Source organism: Mesorhizobium sp. M0139 (assembly GCF_040322455.1).
Classification (GTDB): Bacteria; Pseudomonadota; Alphaproteobacteria; order Rhizobiales; family Rhizobiaceae; genus Mesorhizobium.
This window is the reverse complement of record NZ_JAMYTN010000033.1, coordinates 1-18,205: the sequence shown is the minus strand read 5'-3', so window position 1 is coordinate 18,205 and position 18,205 is coordinate 1. Positions and strand designations below refer to the sequence as shown.

Genomic DNA, 18,205 nt, shown 5'->3' with positions numbered 1-18,205 from the left:
GGGCATTCCGCTGGAGTAACGCTGCATCAGAGCACTGCATGGCGCAGAAATACTGCTGTCCTGGCCTGCAGATTGCCGGAAATCGTAGCACGTCTGACAGTAGTTTATCGGCCACAACCGACCCGCCTTGGCCCGCGCTGTCGTGACCAGGCTACAATGGGGTTTCAAATGGCCAGCAAATTACCGTCCCATGCAAAGTACGTTGTCATCGGAGGTGGCATTATCGGTCTCTCTATAGCCTATCACCTTACCCGGCTGGGTCACAAGGACGTGCTGCTGCTTGAGCGGGACCAGCTGACTTGCGGCACCACATGGCATGCTGCGGGCCTCGTGACGCAGCTGCGCGCCAATGAAACCATGGCCAAGCTCGCTCAATACTCGGCTGAGTTGTTCAGGGATCTTGAAATTCTGACTGGTCAAGCCACCGGTTTTCGTCAAACCGGCTCCATCACCGTGGCCGCGACCCAGGACCGGCTTGAAGAGCTGAAGCGCGGCTCCTCGATGGGCCGCTCGTTTGGTTTGGACGTGGAGATGATTAGCGCGGCTGAAGCCCGGCGCCGCGTTCCGTTGCTCGACGTCAGTGATGTTCTCGGGGCAGCGTGGATCGCTTCCGACGGGATGACCAACCCTATCGATACAGCCCGCGCCTTCGCGGCCGGGGCTCGCCAGGGTGGAGCAATGATCGTTGAACGGACCCCCGTAACGCGCATCCTCGTCGAGAAGGGCCGCTTCGTCGGTGTGGAAACCAGTCAGGGCACAGTCCGTGCTGAAAACGCTGTCATCAGCACCGGCCTGTGGACGCGGGACGTGGCAGCTGATCTCAACTGGTCGGTGCCGTTGCAAGCTGCCGAGCATTTCTATGTTGTCACCGAGGCTATTCCCGACCTCCCCATCGATCTGCCAACGATCCGTGACATGGACGCACGCGTCTATGCAAAGGCCGATGCTGGGAAACTGCTCGTGGGCTTCTTCGAACCTGACGGCAAGCCTTGGGGCATGAACGGCATACCCCACGATTTCAGTTTCGATTCATTGCCCGAGGATTTCGACCACATCGAACCTTATCTCTCCGCGGCCATCGAGCGAATGCCGGTCCTGGCAAATGTCGGTCTGCAACTTAATTTCAACGGCCCTGAGAGCTTCACGCCGGACAACCGGTTCCACCTTGGGCCATCACCTGAAATTCAGGGTCTTTATGTCGCTTCTGGTTTCAATTCCTGCGGCATCGAGTCCTCGGGTGGTGCAGGCAAGGTTATGGCAGAATGGATGTCGACGGGCTTGCCGGCCGGCGACTGCTGGGAAATGGACGTCCGGCGCTCTATGCCCTTCCAGAGGAACAAGCGCTATCTGTGCGACCGTACAGTGGAGGCAGTCGGCAGCCTCTGGACACTTCACTTGCCTCACAAGTCACCCAAGACGGCCCGCAACGTCCGCGTATCGCCCCTGCACGACCGCCTGGCCACTGCCGGCGCGAACTTTGGTGAAAGTGCTGGTTGGGAACGCGTTCAATGGTTTGGGAACCCCGGATCGCCGAATGAAAACCATGCGACGTTCGGTCGTGACGAATGGTTCGAGCGCAGTGGCGCCGAACATACGGCCACACGGTCTGGCGTCACCTTGTTTGACCAGACCTCGTTCGCGCACATACTGGTCCAGGGGCCGGACGCCCTCGCCCTGCTACAGCGCCTGTCCACCAACGACGTTGACGTGGCGGTCGGGCGCATCGTGTATACGCCATGGCTGAACGAGCGTGGCGGTATGGAGTCCGACGTCACGATCGCGCGCACCGGCCACGAGGAGTTTCTCGTCGTCACAGCGGCCGTGCAACGAACCCGCGATCTCGCGTGGTTGCGCTTGCACGCCAAGGGAGCCGGCCACGTCTCGGTCGCCGACGTCTCATCCGGATACGCCACTCTCTCCGTCATGGGTCCGCGCTCCCGCGAATTGCTGGCAAGGGTCAGTCCCGCAGACTTCTCCAATGAAGGATTCCCCTTTGCAACCGCTCGCGAAATTGAGGTCGGATACAGCCTCGCACTTGCATTCCGGATGACCTTTGTCGGTGAGCTGGGCTGGGAACTGCACATCCCGACCGAGCAGACACTTGGTGTCTATGACGCCTTGATGGCCGCCGGTACCGATCTCGGCGTGTGCCACGCCGGATACCTTGCCCTCAACACCCTACGTCTGGAAGCAGGCTACCGTGACTGGGGTTCGGATGTCGGCGACGAAGACACCCCTCTGGAATCGGGACTGGCTTTCACGGTTGCCTGGGATAAGCCTGACGATTTTATCGGACGAGCGGCCCTGGAGGCCCAGAGCGGCAAGCCCCTGCATAGGCGGCTCGTTCAGCTTGCTGCGCCCAAGGCCAAGTCTTTGATGTTCGGCACCGAGCCCGTTTGGCGTAATGGAGCACTTGTTGGATACCTGCGCTCCGCCGGATTTGGCCACACTGTTGGCTGCGGTATCGGCATGGGATACCTCAACTCAGATACCGGGGTGACAGCGGACTGGCTGGCGGCAGGGGAATTCGAGATCGAGATCGCAGGAGAGCGCTATTCTGCCATCGCTTCGCTGCGGCCGTTCTTTGACGCCGGACGCAGGCGCGTGAAAGGTGAGTGGCGCGACGCAGTGCAGTTGATCGCGCCCGAACTGATCAAGGTCTGAGCCTTGTCCATGCCTCAGTAAAACAGCATTTGGACTTTTCGCCAATGTCATCAGATCAGTCTAGTCTATGGTCCTTTCGCTCTCATGCTGGGATCAGCCGGGCATCGCGTCTGCCGTTGCTGGCCTGCTTTACGCAGCAGGATGCAACGTTCTTGAGGCCCAGCAGTACAGCGACCCCGAAACGGGACTGTTTTTCATGCGGGTGGTCTTCGCACACGTGAGATAACGAACCGGCCGGTGCGATTGCAGAACTCGCCGGTCGCCTCGCTATGACATACACCCTGCGGCCCCTGTCGCTTCGCAAGCGAGTGATGCTGCTGGTCTCGAAGTTCGATCATTGTCTTGCCGAGCTTCTTAATCGCTGGCGCATCGGCGAGTTTCTGATGGACGTGGTCGCCGGTAGTATCCAATCACGGCCAGGAACACCTGGGCCTCCACCGAGCTCAAGGATCTGCCCTTCTTCCACGTTCCTGTCAGTGGGGATAACAAGGCGCAGCAGGAGGCGAAAGTTGTCGAGCTCATCGAGCGCACGGCCCCCGATCTCTGTTCTCGCTCGTTACATGCAGATATTGTCAGACGGTTTCGCAGCCAGATTGGCTGGGCGGTGCATCAATATCCGCCACTCGTTCCTGCTGGGCTTTAAGGGCGCGAAGCCCTATCATCAAGCCTATGTGTGCGGGGTAAGACTGATTGGCGCGACGGCCCACTACGTGCCCCGGACCTCGATGACGGGCCGATTATCGAACAGGGCGTGGAGCGAATATCACCAGGATACGCCGGATGATCTAGGCTAGTTTCCTTTTTTGAGAGAATCGTAGGGATTGATCGGGATAGGGGGACGCCTCGCGACGCCGCCCCTCCCACACCACCGGGCATACGGGTCCGTACCACGGCGGTTCGATCGGATTAAGCTCAGGCAGAGACATGAAGTCGAGGGAGACCGAGCGACTCGAAGTAATGGTGCGCAGGGCCTGTTGGACCGCCGGGCGTCCTGACATGCGCCAGAATCCCGTCGGCGAACCGGCGGCAACCGCGGCTCCGAACTTTGGAACGCCATGGCGACGCAGTTCCTTGAAGCGGTTGTGCCCGTTTCCCCATTGCCGCCAATGATACAAACGTAGTCTTCGGCGGATCCACGCTTCCAAGTTCGTAAGCACCCGTGGGGTCTGGCAGAAGCGGAAGTAACCGCGCCATCCGATGAGGTATGGCTTCAGCTCGTTGATCAACTGCGGCAGACTGATCCCACGCGTCCGGCGTGTCATATCCCGGATCAGCGTCTTGGACTTGTCGAGAGCTTTTGGCGCGATGCGCCGCTCGCTCCCATCATTCGAGATGCTGAAGCCCAGTAACTTCCGCTCCTCCGGTCGCGCCACCGCACTCTTCGCCTCGTTGACCTTCAGCCGCAGCTTCTTGGTCAGGAACCGGCTGACGGAAGCCATGACCCGTTCGCCGGCGCGGCGGCTGCGAGCATAGATGTTGCAGTCGTCGGCGTAGCGCAAAAGCAGAGACCCCGTCGGGCAGCTCCTTGTCGAGGTCGTCGAGCAGGAGGTTGCTGAGAATGGGCGAGAGCGGACCGCCTTGCGGGGTCCCTTCGTCCACCGGACGAACCAAGCCGTCCTCCATCACCCCGGCATTGAGGAATGCCCGGATGAGTTTGAGCACACGCTTCTTGGACACCCTTGCGGCAACGCGCGCCATCAGGCTATCATGATTAACCCGGTCGAAGAATCTTTCGAGGTCGAGGTAGCAGTGGGACCCGACGTTCTCGGAGCACAGCTACGGCTTCCGCCCGGGACGCTCCGCCCATCAGGCAGTAGCCCAAGCGCAATGCTACATTGCCGAGGGTTACAGCTACGTGGTTGTTCTTGGAGGACCTGCAGCAGGGCTTGCTGGATCAGTCTGTCGACGACGCAAGGTACGCCGAGTTTTCTGACCCCGCCGTCCGGCTTGGGGATTTCGACCCGCTTGACCGGCTGCGGCTGATCGGTTCCCTCGAGCAATCGAGACCGAATGCTTGGCCAGTGCTCACGCAGGTAGCCCTTGGCGTCGTCGATGGTCATCCCATCCACGCCTGGACCGCCCTTGTTGCTTCGAACGCGTTTCCACGCTGTTTCCAGATTCTCTCGGCTACATACCGTCTCCATTAGCTGTTCTGTCCAAGCCGGGCTTTCGGGTGCCGACTTCGCCACGCGTGGTTCGGCCCCTTGGTGACCGCTGACAGGGGCTTCACCCCGGTCCCTCGGTTCCAGGGCCAGTGAATACTGGGTCTTCTGCCGCTTTCCACTCATGAGTTGCCGGTCCTACTTGCCACTTCCAATCGTTCGGGCCTTCGGTCATCGTTTCCGGCTCGGCCTATCCGTTTGCTCCGCCTTTCGGCCTTGGAGTGCCTCACTAGCCTTGCCGACAGCATCACCTACTACGCCCTCTGCTGACTCCTGCATCACGGTCAGGTCACCTTGCGGTTCCCTCAGTTCCGAAGTCGGAACATGACGCAGGCCTCCCCAGGTAAGTTCAATCGCCTTCCCCGCGCACCTGCCGGATCTACAGCCCTGCCCTTGATGGATATGGACTTCGCGACTCGTTGCCCGCTCGTCCGGCCAGGGATGCCTCGTATCCGGTTTCTGTTCGTCAGGTCGCGGTTTCGCTCCACGCTTCCTTCAGACACCACCTCACGGCAGTGCCCTTGCGCTTTGCTAAGCCTTCACCTCCATCAGGTTGGCTAAGGGACTTTCACCCCCCAAGCGGTTGAACATGCTGGGCACACAACGAAGCCGCTGACGCGAATTTTGGTGCACCGATTTTGCGGATGACGCTTCTGTTTTGAAGGATTGCTGCTGTTGAAGCGCAACCTTGAGAACAGGAGCAATGAGATGGGCCGAGTTGAGCCCGCTTCGCCGGCGCATGATCGAAGACATGACGATCCGCAATCTGTCGCCGGCCACGCAACGATCCTACGTGCACGCGGTAGCGAAGTTCTCCCGCTACTGTGGCCGATCCCCGGACCGGCTATCGCCTATGCCCGCGCTCCACGCACGCTGCCGGTGGTTCTCAGCGCCGACGAGGTTGTCCGCTTTCTCGAGGCGGTGCCCTAGCCTGAAGACGCGCACCGCCTTGACGACGGCCTATGCCGCCGGCCTTCGCGCTTCGGAGACCGTCGGGCTGAAGGTCAGCGACATCGATAGTGAACGCGGTGTCATCCGGGTCGAGCACGGCAAGGGCGGCAAGGACCGCACCGTGATGCTGTCGGTGCAGCTTCTGCGCATCCTGCGCGTCTACTGGCGGCTGGCGAAGCCACAGGGCTGGCTGTTTCCGGGCCGGGATGCAAATCGACCCATCGACGTTCAGGTATTGTACTCGGCCTGCCGCTCGGCGCGTGCGGCCGCCGGCATCGACAAGCGCGTGACGGTCCACACGCTCAGGCACAGCTTCGCCACGCATTTGCTGGAGAACGGCACCGACATCCGCATCATCCAGGTGCTGCTTGGTCACAACGATCTGTCCTCGACGGCGCGCTACACCAAGGTCTCGAACGGCCTCATCCGGCGCACGACAAGCCCGCTCGACCGGTTGAACATCGAAGTCGTGCAGTCGGGCTGATCGGTTCCGCCCATGTCGGCGAGACTGGAGGTGGCGGATATCTTCCGCCGCCATGGCGAGGCGTATCGGCAGGCTCATGACGGTCATCTCGGACCCGTCGAGCGCCGCACGATGAGCGCCATCGAACTGTGCCGGACCGCCGAACTGGGCGGCCATGTCGAGGGCTGCCGGTCCTGCGGGACGATCCGCGTGGCCTACAATTCCTGTCGCAACCGGCATTGCCCAAAGGACCAAAGAAAGACCTGCCGGGAATGGCTCGCCGCGCGGCAGGACGAGCTTCTGCCGGTTCCCTACTTCCACGTGGTGTTCACGCTGCCGGCCGAGATCGCCGCAATCGCCTTCCAGAACAAGGCTACGATGTACGCGGTCCTGTTCAAGGCGGCCGCCGAGACGCTGCGCATGATCGCCGCAGATCCCAGACATCTCGGCGCCGGGATCGGTCTCATCGCGGTGCTGCACAGCTGGGGCCAGAACCTCACCCATCATCCCCACCTCCATTGCATCGTGCCGGGCGGCGGCATCTCCCTCGATGGAGGGCGTTGGGTCGCCTGCCGGCCGGGGTTCTTCCTGCCCGTGCGCGTGCTGTCGCGCCTGTTCCGCCGTCTCTTTCTAGAGGAACTCCGAGCAGCCTATGATGAGGGTCGGCTGGGCTTCTTCGGCGATCTCGCCTACCTGGCAAAGCCTGATGCCTTTGTCTGCTTGCTCGCCGAGGCCCGTCGCCGTGGGTCGTCTACGCCAAGCCACCCTTCGGCGGGCCGAAGCAGGTGCTGGCGTATCTCGGCCGCTACACCCATCGCGTCGCCATCGCCAATTCCCGACTGATCAGCACGGCCGACGATCGGGTCGCGTTCCGCTGGCGGGACTATCGCCATCGCGGCAAGACGAAGATCATGACGCTCGACGCGCACGAGTTCATCCGTCGCTTTCTCCCGCACACAGGGCCCGACGGTTTCCATCGCATCCGCCACTACGGCTTCCTCGCCAACGGTAATCGCCCGCCAAGCTCGACCTGTGCCACAGGCTGCTGGCCGGTTCGAAGCAGAACGAGCTCGAACCGGATGCCGAAAGCGCCGCTGTCGCCGCCGAGCGCCTTGCTATGGCGCATCGCTGCCCAAGCTGCGGAGAGCCAATGATCACGCTCGCCATCTGGCGGTGCGGCCAGGCGCCGCCGCGCCCCTTCTGGAGCGACACCTCATGACCACGCCGGGTGCGTCCATATCACCCGGTACGGTACCCGTCGCCATGCGCGCCGGCACCCCGATCCTTGTCCCGCCACACAAAGCCGCAAGCAGACAGCCCGGCGATAGAAGGCACTGCAGCCTATCAGACGGCTCGCACCACCACAGTTCCGCCTTCCGCCGTGCAATCCTTCGCTATGGCCGCACCGTGAACGCTCTTCATCAGCATGGCGAAGACGATCCCGACCGCTCCTCCAGGCTACAATCCGCATAGCGCCAGATCGTCCAGCGGCTTCGTTCAATCCGGCTTGCAATGAGGTCCGACAAGCAGTCCGCCCGCTCTGTCGAGCATGCGGACCTCACAGAATCCTCCAAATTTGCATAGAGGCTGGTTTGTGATTCAAGATGCTGGCTGGATTGGAGGTATGACGCGAGCGCTTTCAAACGATCTTCGTGAGCGGAGGGAAATTCAGGAAGGCCGCCGGATCGCGCGAAACTGCCCTCAGAGATTCTCGGTTGGGTGTGAGACAATGTAGGCGATCCAACGGCAGCCAAAATTTGAAGCAAAATCAGCCAACAAATAGAATAGCCGTTCCGAGTCGACCAAATCATCAGCTTGGTCGACAAAGCGTCCGAACTCAACTGCCAGCGCCTCCCTTCAGGCAAGCGGGAAATCCGGTAGTGTGCTGAGAGTTCTGCAAATTCGCTGAAGAGGGCGGTCATGGCAGGCTGGTGATGTTCAACGTCACCGATTCCCTGGAAGGAACGCCACCATGACCAAGACAGAAGGTAAATCGACCAGCGCTGCCGTCAAAGACATTCTGCTTTCGAACCCCTTTGTGCACATTCAATCGTGATAGTCATTAGGAGCTGTAGATGCTATGGGGAGCGGCGAGGATGTGGCATCCTTGGGCGCTGTCGAACCAACCAAAAGGAGCGCCCCGATCTCGCAAGCATTTGAGCGCGACCCGGTCCCTCGCCGCCTTCCGCCTGCGCGAGCGCACGCCGATGTGAACCGCATCAAGGCTATCCTCGCCCGAGTCAGCATTCGCGCCTTCAACCCCAATTTGCGCAATGCCAAGCAGCTGGAGTCTGTGCGCACCGTGGAAGGCACTTTGCCAGAGAACACGCGCCGAACTGAGCCGCAACTTTGCCGAAAGCGGCTGCCACGAACAGATCCGCGAGATCGAACGCGAGCGCTTGCACCGGCTCGGCGTGCCCGACGGAACGGCAAACGCCGTCGCGAGAAAGGGATCGCTCAGGCCGGCAATGCGCGCGTTCGCTACGGCATGATCCTGCTGGCGTGCCGCTTTCTACAATACCAAAGGACAGCGCTCTTGCCCAATGGTTTACGGCGCGCACCGCCGATGGTCACGGCGGCGCGGGTAAGACGCGCGGCAAGCAATCTGAGGCTATTCCTGTTCGCCAGAGGGCGGAAGTGGTATGATTGGCCAATCGAGTAGGTCGACGGCACGCTGAAGTATCGCCTCGGTGCGAGTACAGTCGGGCGAAGCAGCGATGACATGCCCCATCATGTCTCGGTAATCGCCCTTGCGGACGATCGAGGCCTTGGGTTCAACATAAAACCTGACGTCGACGACTCCCGGCACAGCCGCCGCCCGACTGGCGCCCTCGATACAATCGAGGATGCCGTCGCGATCCGGAAGTAAGAACCGCGCGGCCGAAGTGTGTAAATGGCTTGCGCGCAGATCACATTTGTCACCGATGATAAGCTTGATGTGCTCGTTGATCATATCAATACCGTAAGCCAGTTGAACCAGCAGAGGAGTAGTCCAACCCGGAAGACGCGCATTGACTTCCACTACGACTGGACCCCGGTTCGTCCATCGGAATTCAATGTTCGCTGGCCCCCAGCCAAGATCGAGAGCTTGCAAGCAACTCCGAGATACATCGGTGATACGCTCATGCTCCTCATCAGTTAGCGCGGCTGGAAACACGCTCTCGCAAGGGACGAAATACGGTGACCGGTCGAAGCGGGCGGTACCCACTGCAATGACCGCGTTTCCCATAGTAACAACGTCATAGAAACCGCCTTGTGCGAATTCTTCTACCAGTATTTTCGGCGGGGACCGCCAAGTGTGCGCGCCCCCCAATAGATATGTTGTATGCTCAGCTAACTCGTCAACATCGCGGCACAATCTGACGCCCCTGCTGCCACTGCCTTCAGCTGGTTTAAGAATCACCGGGTAGCCTATGTCCGCGGCGGAGCTTCTTGCTTCGATCGCACTTGCTGCCAATCGGTAAGCAGGTACAGATACACCTGCCTGCGAGAGGAGTTGACGTTGAGTAAATTTATCGCTACATCGTTCAACCGATGCGGAGCTGGGGCCCGGTAGATCGAAATACTGGCAGAGCTTGGCAACTGTCACGGTAAGTGATTCATCTCGGCCCGCAAAACCAGTGATCCCAACAATATCATAGGCCGCACGCAGCCGAGAGCATACCTGCATTAGCGAGTCGAAATTTTCCGTATCGACCCGCATGGCCTCAATGCTTTCCGCCGCAATATATTCGTATTGATTTGGATCAGCCGCCAGCGTGATTGGATGAAGTCCTAGACGCTGGGCCGCTTGAACGTATAGAAGCCCATTGCCCCTATGACCTTCGAGCAGGATGAGAGCTCTTCTTGGCATCGGCTATTGACCTTCCGTGCGGTCGGTGCGCTATTCTAAGTGCAATCTGTATAATCTTTTCATTCAGGCGTGCTAAGTTTCTACAGCTCCCGGTTCGGCACGTATACTACGCGATCTGGTAGTTGACGTATCCGCTCGTCACCTTCGGAAGCGTCCTGCCGCCGCTCGGCATGGTTATCAGCTTGCTCGGCCGCTCCGGCACTTTGGCACGTCCCGAATTCGGAGCCAGGTATTTGCGAACGGTGTTCCGGCACAGCCCGATGGTGGTCGAGTAGCTCAGCCATTCGGCTTTGACCGAGTCGCCGGAGACGGTCACCTGCCCTCCGAGATTACGGCGCAACTCGGCTCGGCTTCTTTTCGGTAGGGGCATACCTTCCCGCCGTATGCAGAGCCTCCAGTTTCTCGGCAGCTTTACGCAGATTGGATTTGAAGGTGGAAATGCCGAGGCGAGCGAGGATTGCCTTGACCCGGTTGACGATCCGCGTACGTTCGCGGACGAGATTGTCTCGTTCACGCGGACGGCGGACCTCCTCCTCATCGATGGTTGGGATGGCTGCCATGCTGCAGGGGCGCTTCTCGTCCCGCAGCCAGCTAAGAAAGGCGCGCATCAGCAGTTCCGTATCCAAGCCATCAGTCTTGGCAGCCGAGGTTCACGGGAAGCCGCGACGCTCGATGGATGTTTGGCATACGCTTCGAGAGTGCGCGCATGGAGCCAGCGCGCCAACCAAAAGCCGTCGCCTCTTGAGAGGGTTACGTTCAAAACCACGGACCGTCGTAGCAATGAGCCACCTTGTCTGACTCATCTCAATCACTGCGACCAACGTGCTGTTCTGAACAAGGGCGGTTAAGGGATTTGCTAGCATCAAAGGATGGTAACATGGGACGCTCCTTGGGTAGCCGAGGGTGCCAAACGCGGTGGTGTCGACGATCACCGCGCGGAAGTCAGCCGTTGGTCTCCCGCAGCCGGGTCGCCGCCGCGAGGCTCTCCTGCACCAGCGCCATGAGCCGTTCCTCGCCCATGCGCAGGCGCCAGCGCGTCAGCGACGTGCGGTGGCGGGTCGGCAGCAGCGGCCGGCCAGGGTCGTCGTCATAGACCTCGCCAAGCCGCTCTTCGAGAAAGCGCCAAGCGATCGTCGCCGCAATTCACCGGCGCATTATCCATGTTGAGGATCTGATCGAGCCGAGCCCGCAGGTCGGTCTGGCCGCTGTCTCGCCGTTCCCCGGTCTCAAGCATTCCCTCAGCATAGGCTGAGCCGCGAGGACGCTGCATTCTAAGCCGGAGTGTCGCCGCGCAGGGGAAAGCCACCAGCGATGTTCAGATTCTGGGCCAAAGCCACCCTCCGGGCGGTAACCTTTCATTGAAAAGCGTGGCTCGGGAAGAGAGCCGACATATCGCCCCAACACAATCGTCTTAAGATCGATGCGGGTGTCCAAGGCTACTTCTATGACCCGCAAAGCCCATGGCAGCGTGGCACCAACGGGCTAGATCGGTCGAGTATTTCGGTAGGGAGAAGAGGCGTGTGCCGGTCGTCTCGATCCGCTCTCGCACGCTGGCTGCGGTAGGAAAACTGCTGGGGCTATCTTCTCTACTCGGCGCTGCACGGGTCAAGGTTTGTTACGACGAACCGGACGTTGAGGAGTTGGGAATTGAGGGCTGCAGCCACGTCGGTGATCTCGTCGGTGCCGTGGATGCTCAGGTCTGTGCCTTTCGAGAAGTGCTGGCGCAGCATCAATCTTATCGAATAGCTCTTCGCTAAGCTTACGCAAAACGCAGCGTCGAAACAGTCTGCCAAGCGATCGGAAGATATCCAACATTGTCAAGACGCTCAAGCGCTAAAGCATCATAATCCGGATATACCCAACGATACTCTCCTCTCGCCCGAAGAAACATGTTGTGTAACTGACGCTTATCTTGGCAAACCACTACCATCTTACGGAACGTTTATCAACTTATGACTGATTGACCTCTGTATGTCTGAACGAATCATCGGCAGCTTTGGAGCGATACGTCTGTTATATTAGCGACAAATCGCAGAAATTCTTCATCATACATCGTTACATAATCAAGACTCCTTGTAACCTCGCAAGATAACAGCGGGATTGAAGAAGCGCATGTCGAAGAATTGCTTCGTACTCATTATTGACATCGGCCGTAGCGATCACAACCCTCGACCGAGGTTCACGTACAGCCCCCATCTCCGCCGGGCGGATGAGCGAAACTTCTATGTCGGTCCAAGGGCGCAGACGTCTGCGAAGTTTTTTGGGGTTCCGCGTAACCACTACCGTCGAACGAAATCGCTCTCCCAGACCACTCCTGATCAACTCGCAACCCAGCATACCCGCCCCGATATGTAAAGACGGTCGGGTAGCTCTCCATTCTGAAATCGATCAGCTATGATGTCTCTGACAATCTGGTCGTAGTTGAACGACGCGATGAACCCCTGTCGCTCGCGCGATGCGCGTCCTATATCAATTGCCAACCGTCCGATCTGAGATATCGGGAGATTTGGATCGAGAAGGTCGACAGCTTTCGCGAGCTGATCGCCAATATAATTCTCGCCGAGGATCTGGGAATGAGCACCACATGCGATCTCTGCAAGACGTTGAGTCATGTCTGCTGTCCCTTCAATCTGCTTATAGCCCAGTTTAGGAAATACCGTTCTGTCAATATTTGTATGACCGTCGCAGATGTATACCTCGCTCGTAGGCATGTAGAAACAAGCAGGACTCCTCTTCTGGATATTTCTTGCGCAAGTGCTTTTACCTTCGCAAAATGTTGAGCCATTGCAAATGGCGAAGTCATTTCGTGATCAACATAAAGGCCGATGTGTCTACTCATAGCTTCATCCCTTGTTAATTTCGAAATTAATTCGCGTAAGGAGCGCATTTTTTGAGGTCTTTTCACCAACCCTCATTTGCTGGTGGATGCAGTGTGTGTCCTTCGCCTCTTCCTTCAGGAGCAGGCTGTTGGGTCGGTTTCGGGCCGCACCCGATGATGAGGTAATGCTTGAGGCCGAGGAGGTGGCGAGCATATCTGGAGTTGCTGAACCTACCGATCACCCCCCCTCCCTAGATGGCGGATCTCTTGCAGACCTGACATTTTGGTTTTTGTTAGTCCCTTGAGCGACGTCATATGGGTGGTATCTCCCGCCTCGCGACCAGGGCGCAGCAAAAGTCGCGCCAGCTCCGCAACTAGTAGAGCCGCAGCAGAACTATCTTGCATACGATTCAACGGCTTCAATGAGAGTGTGGCAGGACGCCATCGGAACGTTACCCGTGTCTCGGACCCGACAACCGACGAAACAATCATCGGAATGACCTGCCACCAAGAGTTTTACCGATTCGGGATTAGCGTCCGGGCCTTGGTTGAAGCATGGCTGATGAAGAGAACGCGATTTCTGGAAGCGGAGCGGAGCATGCAGACGGGCATCAGGCCGGTGCCAGTCAGCCGGGTGAAGATCTGGATCGCAGCGCGAATGGCGAGGTTGATCGGGTCCGGTTCGCCTCATGGGTCCTGCGAAGGGCGCGTCGGATGCGAAAGTGTGGCTTCGCTGCTTCCCGTTCTCTACCTGCGCGGCGGTTCGACGGGCGATTTCAGGAAGCGCTGAGCGCGCCTGTGGGCAAGGACGCGCCAAGCTTAACGAACCTGACGACCGAACAAACGATGGCTCCAAGAACATCATGCCGGATAATGGCTTCATCGAGAGCTCCAACGGCCGACTGCGCGATGAACTGCTCAACGAGACGCTGTTTACTTCGCTGGGTCAGGCACGCGTCGCCATCGCCCTGTGGCGCGCCGACTACAACACCGCGCGGCCGCATTCCCAAATCGCCTGGCAGACACCGGCCGAGTTCGCCACCACCTTCAATCTGCACGGGCGCTTGCGCTGCGCTGTGCCAAAGGCTCCGCGCCAGCGCCCGTCGCACCACCCGCCCAGCAGGGCACAACCCACGCCGGAAACGAACTCAAAACTGGATAGAAACTGGGGGCAACGTCAGACGCGGTCGGCGCGGTGGTCGACCTCTTCACCCCAGCCGAATGTGCCAACTACTTCAAAGCCGCAGGATATGAACCGGATTAAACAGGACGCGCTCTAATCTGCATTGGCGAGATCTGCGGCGGAAAACGAGGGCGCTTGTAGCTGACGGTCGCGGTGTTCCTGCCATCTGGTCTATGCCGCAAATCTCTGAACGCAAGTCGATAACGCCTCCAATCGTGTTCCAGATTAATCCGCCTGAACTGGACCACCGGGGGCGGTGCCGAGAAAAGGACTCCGGACTTGGTGACACGAAGTAGATTAACGCAACCCTCGCTGGCGGAAAGCAGAAGCGGTTTGAACCAGCGCCGTCAGCCTGGGAACCCACTCATCTTGGTCCGCATCCAAGATCAAGGGCACGGGACCAGAACAGGTCGGGACGCATTCCCGCCGCTTGGGGCATCTCGTATGGTTTTTTTGAAAGCTTCAGTGCGCCATTCACAGCATGCCTCCTCTTGAGACGAGGCAGGAATGATCACTGTCTCCGGGTTAGCTTAAGCCTAATGTACCAAACCGACGCTGTCATGACTCAAGCAATTGAGGCCAGTTGCTTTGGGTTAAGCCGCAGCGCAGCAGCGCGGCGATGGCCCTCCAGTTTTTCGGTCGCGCTCTGACGCACGGCAGCCGGAGCCACTGCGGCGACGCCTCGCTCGTCCAGCATTGGTGGGTGGCGATCTTAACGTAGGAGCCGACCCAAAGACCACCGGTGTAGCGAGCTGCGGCCATCGTCGGCAGGGTGTGATTCGTACCACAGCATTGTCTGAATAGACGACGCTTGCGAGTTCACCGATGAAGAGCGAGCCGTAGTTACGAAGCTTCTTGGCGGTTGCTTGCGGATCGCGGGTGTGGACCTGCAGATGCTCCGTCGCGATGTAGTCCGAACAGGCAATCATCGTGTCTTCGTCTTCCACGGTGGTGATTTCGCCGTAACCCTTCCATGCAGCGCCTGCTACTGGAGCCGTTGGCAGATCATCGAGTTGTCTTTCGACTTCCTTGAGAACGTCTTCAGCAAGCTTGCCGTCAGTCGTCACGAGCCCAACACGGGTGCGCACGTCATGCTCGGCCTGCGCCAACAGATCGGATGCGATGGTTGCTGCATTGCCGGTTTCGTCGGCGATGACGAAGATCTCGCTCGGGCCGGCCAGCTGGTCGATCCCGACCTGACCAAAAACCTGGCGCTTTGCCTCGTTTACGAAGGCGTTGCCCGGACCAACGCATCTTGTCGACTGCCGGAATCGTCTCGGTGCCGTATGCCATTGCCGCAATCGCCTGGGCTCCCCCAACACGGAAAATGCGATCTGCACCGGCAAGATGGCAGCCAGCGATCATGGCCGGATGGGCCTTCGGTGGAAGGCAGGCGATTACCTGGTCGCAGCCAGCGACCTTGGCCGGAACGATGGTCATCACCGGAGCCGACAGGAGTGGATAGCGACCGCCAGGTACATAGCAGCCGACGATTTCTATAGGAATGACGCGGTGGCCAAGTTCGCAATAATCTGCTTTACGGTTTTCTCGACGGGGGCTGTGTCTGAGATAGCGTCCCGAGAGGGCTGCTTAATCTGGGTAAATCTGCCTTTCAGCGCTTCGAGACGCGACGTCATGAAAACCTCCTTGTTTTGTGCGATGGTGGGATGTGAGCTCGTGCAACAACAGCGGTCAGACAATTGCCGAGCGAGTACGCCTTCAATATAGTCACCAGCTGATCAGGTTCTAAGGTGGTCGGCCGCCGTGACCCCCGGTCGAACAGGAAGCGGCCGTCTCCATCTCTGACCGGAATACTTCGACATCCACCACTCGGCCGTTAGAGCCGACGGCGAGTATATTGGCGTGGCTCATACTCGATCTTGTCGAGAGGATAGAATGGCCGCGCGTGCTGCCAAGGCAACTGGTCAACGTAGTACGAGCTTATGCCTGGCGTATCTACCGTAACCACGTGGCCAATTTTGGCGAAATTCAGCTGAAAGTGATAGCCAGAGCGAGAGACAATGATTTTGACCTTTTCAGGATCGAGACCCACGGCTCTGAAATAATCGGGGTCCATATAGGAGTACGGCTGGTTTGTGAGTAGTACGCTGATGTTCCCAACCTTAAAGACCGCGTATTTTTCGATGTACGTTTTCGTGCCGCGGTCCGACGGACCGTCGTACAGGACCGGCACATTCGCGCCCAGACTGACAACCTTGCCTTTGGCGGTCACGCTCGGGCTCGCGCTGGAGTATTTTCCCCCGAAATTTAGGCAGATCTCGCCTCCGACGCCGGCACGATCACATGTTGCCACGGCGTCGGGATCGTAGATCGGAAAGTACGTGTGGACGTTGATCTTGTTTTCCAAAAGGTAATTCAGAATGTAAGTGCTATCGCCTGGGCTGCCTGCAGCCACCCGATCTCCCTGATCACCTAGAATAATCGGACGAGCTAACTGTCCGATATCCTTCAGCTGCTGTTCAAGGGTGGTGTACTTCGTGATCAGATCGTCCCGGTAGTCCCAGATCATTTTCATGACCTCATTCGCGAGCTTTCGTGCCTCATCAATTTCGCCGTTTCCATAGGCCAATACGGTCTGCCCTATCGAGGGGATGTCCAGGAATTGCTGGGAGTTAAAAATGGATACATCCCATGCTCGGCCCTGCTCCACTGCATTGCGCGCGTAGGCATGTATCTCGACGAGCGGGCCGGAGAGCGTAGTGTCATTGCCCAATGTCAACATCGGAAGGAAAGTGGCGGCGAGAACCGGATCGAATGTGCCGTCGAGAATTTCCATCGCCGCTCGGAAAGCCCGCTTTGCGGTGGCCGCCTGGTCCTCGTGCGGGTTTGTCAAATAACTCGAAAGGAAATCGAGGGGCGCCAGCGTGCTTTCTTTCACGTGAGCATGGAGGTCGAATGCCGCCGTGATCGGGACCTCATTGCCGACGATGGCACGGAGTCGCTCAGCCAAGAGACCCTCCGGGTCCGACAGAGTCTCGGTAAGCATACCGCCGTGCAGAGGAAGCACGATAGCGTCGAAGTCGCCACGCTTCGCCGCTTCAACCATGATGGCACTCACCTCGGCGAAGACTGCGTCGTCCACCGGTCCACCAGCTTGCGCCCGAAACAGGGCGGGGACAATCAGCTCAACGCCAGCGTTATGGGCGGAGTCTATAACCCCGCCGAACGCGGAATTTGCTCCGCGATTATGCTCGACAGCACCTTGCCCTTCAACAATCGTGAAGCGTTCGCGACGTGTGACGATAGGGTTGAAACTGTGAGACTCCTGAGCAATACCACCCGTTAGAACTCGCCTCTTAGCCATGGCATTCCTCGTTTATGTCCTCACGAAGGCTAACATCGGAGGCTGCCCAAGCAAGTACCTCAACCTGAGCGGTTAATAAACTCACCAAAACCCCGCCCTCGAGGCCTGCTTCTTGGCTCGGGTACCGGCAGAGCGTTGAGTATTATCGTGACTTGCCTAAAAAACCTGTGGCATGTCCGCCAAAACAAACCAAAACAGGGCGCTGAGCATGCTTTACTTTTGGCCGGCCTGTAAGAGTCCATTTTTTGAGATCGCGCAGCTGCCCAAACGGTGCCCGTTCGCCCAGAGGGCGAAGCGCCATGGCTTCTTCCGGCAAAGCGCTCCGCAGGAGCCACGCCGGTCGTGCCATGCACACGCTGATCAGCAATCTCGCGTGTCCACCGGTGCAGATGCGCCTCGAACGCCGCCCAGTTCTCGAACCGGCGGCCGGCAATCGCATTGCGCTTGACATAGCCGACCCCGCGTTCGTCCTTCCCCTTCGTACGCGCCCGGTAGGGCGCACAAGCCCGCGGCGTAAATCCCCAGTAGCGGGCAAAGGTGTGCAGCCTCACATTGAACCGCACCTCCCGCGTCGTCGCATCGTGATGTTCCACCAGCGCCTTCGGATTGTCGAACAGTACTTCCGTTGGAACCCGCCGAAGCGAAGGAAGGCTCCTTCCATCCCCTCGAACCAGTCCGCCTGGCGCTCCCGAAGCGAGGGACGGATATGCAGCCGACGCGAGTAACCCAGCGTTGCTACAAACAGGTGCACCCGAACACGCTCGCCGCCGACCCACGCCCGCGTGT

At 59.0% G+C, this 18,205-nt stretch carries 11 protein-coding genes and 8 pseudogenes; 8 read left to right on the top strand and 11 right to left on the bottom strand.

Annotated features, from left to right (window positions below; translation table 11 throughout):
• The first annotated feature begins 168 nt into the window (after positions 1–168).
• From NKJ58_RS30720 to NKJ58_RS30710, 3 genes are all read left to right on the top strand, one after another.
• The gene (locus NKJ58_RS30720) at positions 169–2,664 is read left to right on the top strand and encodes an FAD-dependent oxidoreductase (protein ID WP_352854628.1); all 2,496 of its coding nucleotides are present in this window, start codon (positions 169–171) and stop codon (positions 2,662–2,664) included.
• A gap of 67 nt (positions 2,665–2,731) precedes the next feature.
• Positions 2,732–2,890, top strand: coding sequence for an ACT domain-containing protein (locus NKJ58_RS30715; protein ID WP_352854627.1), 159 nt, complete (start codon positions 2,732–2,734; stop codon positions 2,888–2,890).
• Between the two features lie 43 nt (positions 2,891–2,933).
• Complete coding sequence (locus tag NKJ58_RS30710) at positions 2,934–3,458, top strand: formyltransferase family protein (RefSeq protein WP_352854626.1); 525 nt, start codon at positions 2,934–2,936, stop codon at positions 3,456–3,458.
• Here NKJ58_RS30710 and NKJ58_RS30705 read toward each other — a convergent pair.
• The 3 genes and pseudogenes from NKJ58_RS30705 to NKJ58_RS30690 all read right to left on the bottom strand — a co-directional run bounded on the left by NKJ58_RS30705 (position 3,450) and on the right by NKJ58_RS30690 (position 5,606).
• Positions 3,450–3,926: a group II intron maturase-specific domain-containing protein gene (locus tag NKJ58_RS30705; protein WP_352854643.1), complete on the bottom strand. Its 477-nt coding sequence runs from the start codon at positions 3,924–3,926 to the stop codon at positions 3,450–3,452. The two genes, NKJ58_RS30710 and NKJ58_RS30705, sit on opposite strands and share 9 nt — an antisense overlap.
• A 129-nt stretch (positions 3,927–4,055) precedes the next feature.
• Positions 4,056–4,362: pseudogene (locus tag NKJ58_RS30700) on the bottom strand (reverse transcriptase domain-containing protein); the annotation flags it as partial.
• A gap of 995 nt (positions 4,363–5,357) precedes the next feature.
• Positions 5,358–5,606, bottom strand: a complete 249-nt coding sequence (locus NKJ58_RS30690) for a hypothetical protein (protein ID WP_352854644.1) — start codon at positions 5,604–5,606, stop codon at positions 5,358–5,360.
• Between NKJ58_RS30690 and NKJ58_RS30685 the strand changes: the two are divergent.
• Both NKJ58_RS30685 and NKJ58_RS30680 read left to right on the top strand, forming a co-directional pair.
• A pseudogene (locus NKJ58_RS30685) lies at positions 5,530–6,261 on the top strand (tyrosine-type recombinase/integrase). The gene NKJ58_RS30690 and the pseudogene NKJ58_RS30685 overlap by 77 nt on opposite strands.
• 12 nt (positions 6,262–6,273) lie before the next feature.
• Positions 6,274–7,459 (top strand): annotated as a pseudogene (locus NKJ58_RS30680) (IS91 family transposase).
• Between the two features lie 1,392 nt (positions 7,460–8,851).
• Here NKJ58_RS30680 and NKJ58_RS30675 read toward each other — a convergent pair.
• The 5 genes from NKJ58_RS30675 to NKJ58_RS30650 form a co-directional block, all read right to left on the bottom strand.
• Positions 8,852–10,093: an ATP-grasp domain-containing protein gene (locus NKJ58_RS30675; RefSeq protein WP_352854625.1), complete on the bottom strand. Its 1,242-nt coding sequence runs from the start codon at positions 10,091–10,093 to the stop codon at positions 8,852–8,854.
• 106 nt (positions 10,094–10,199) lie between these two features.
• Positions 10,200–10,409 (bottom strand): hypothetical protein, encoded by a 210-nt coding sequence (locus NKJ58_RS30670; protein WP_352854623.1) that lies wholly within the window; start codon positions 10,407–10,409, stop codon positions 10,200–10,202.
• Between the two features lie 13 nt (positions 10,410–10,422).
• A complete protein-coding gene (locus NKJ58_RS30665; protein WP_352854622.1) occupies positions 10,423–10,719 on the bottom strand; it encodes a hypothetical protein in 297 nt (98 codons plus the stop codon).
• A gap of 960 nt (positions 10,720–11,679) precedes the next feature.
• On the bottom strand, positions 11,680–11,823 hold the full coding sequence (locus NKJ58_RS30655) for a hypothetical protein (protein ID WP_352854620.1): 144 nt from the start codon (positions 11,821–11,823) through the stop codon (positions 11,680–11,682).
• A 588-nt stretch (positions 11,824–12,411) separates the two neighbouring features.
• Complete coding sequence (locus NKJ58_RS30650; RefSeq protein ID WP_352854618.1) at positions 12,412–12,705, bottom strand: hypothetical protein; 294 nt, start codon at positions 12,703–12,705, stop codon at positions 12,412–12,414.
• Positions 12,706–13,500: 795 nt separating this feature from the next.
• On the opposite strand from NKJ58_RS30650, the pseudogene NKJ58_RS30645 reads away from it, so the two are divergent.
• From NKJ58_RS30645 to NKJ58_RS30635, 3 pseudogenes are all read left to right on the top strand, one after another.
• Positions 13,501–13,736 (top strand): annotated as a pseudogene (locus NKJ58_RS30645) (IS256 family transposase); the annotation flags it as partial.
• 47 nt (positions 13,737–13,783) lie between these two features.
• Positions 13,784–14,073 (top strand): annotated as a pseudogene (locus NKJ58_RS30640) (integrase core domain-containing protein); the annotation flags it as partial.
• Positions 14,074–14,175, top strand: a pseudogene (locus tag NKJ58_RS30635) (IS630 family transposase); the annotation flags it as partial. It lies immediately after the preceding pseudogene.
• Positions 14,176–14,659: 484 nt separating this feature from the next.
• On the opposite strand, the pseudogene hisD reads toward NKJ58_RS30635, so the two are convergent.
• The 3 genes and pseudogenes from hisD to istA all read right to left on the bottom strand — a co-directional run.
• Positions 14,660–15,731: pseudogene (gene hisD, locus NKJ58_RS30630) on the bottom strand (histidinol dehydrogenase).
• Between the two features lie 200 nt (positions 15,732–15,931).
• The gene (locus tag NKJ58_RS30625; RefSeq protein ID WP_352854617.1) at positions 15,932–17,419 is read right to left on the bottom strand and encodes a M81 family metallopeptidase; all 1,488 of its coding nucleotides are present in this window, start codon (positions 17,417–17,419) and stop codon (positions 15,932–15,934) included.
• Between the two features lie 247 nt (positions 17,420–17,666).
• Positions 17,667–18,205 (bottom strand): annotated as a pseudogene (istA, locus tag NKJ58_RS30620) (IS21 family transposase); the annotation flags it as partial.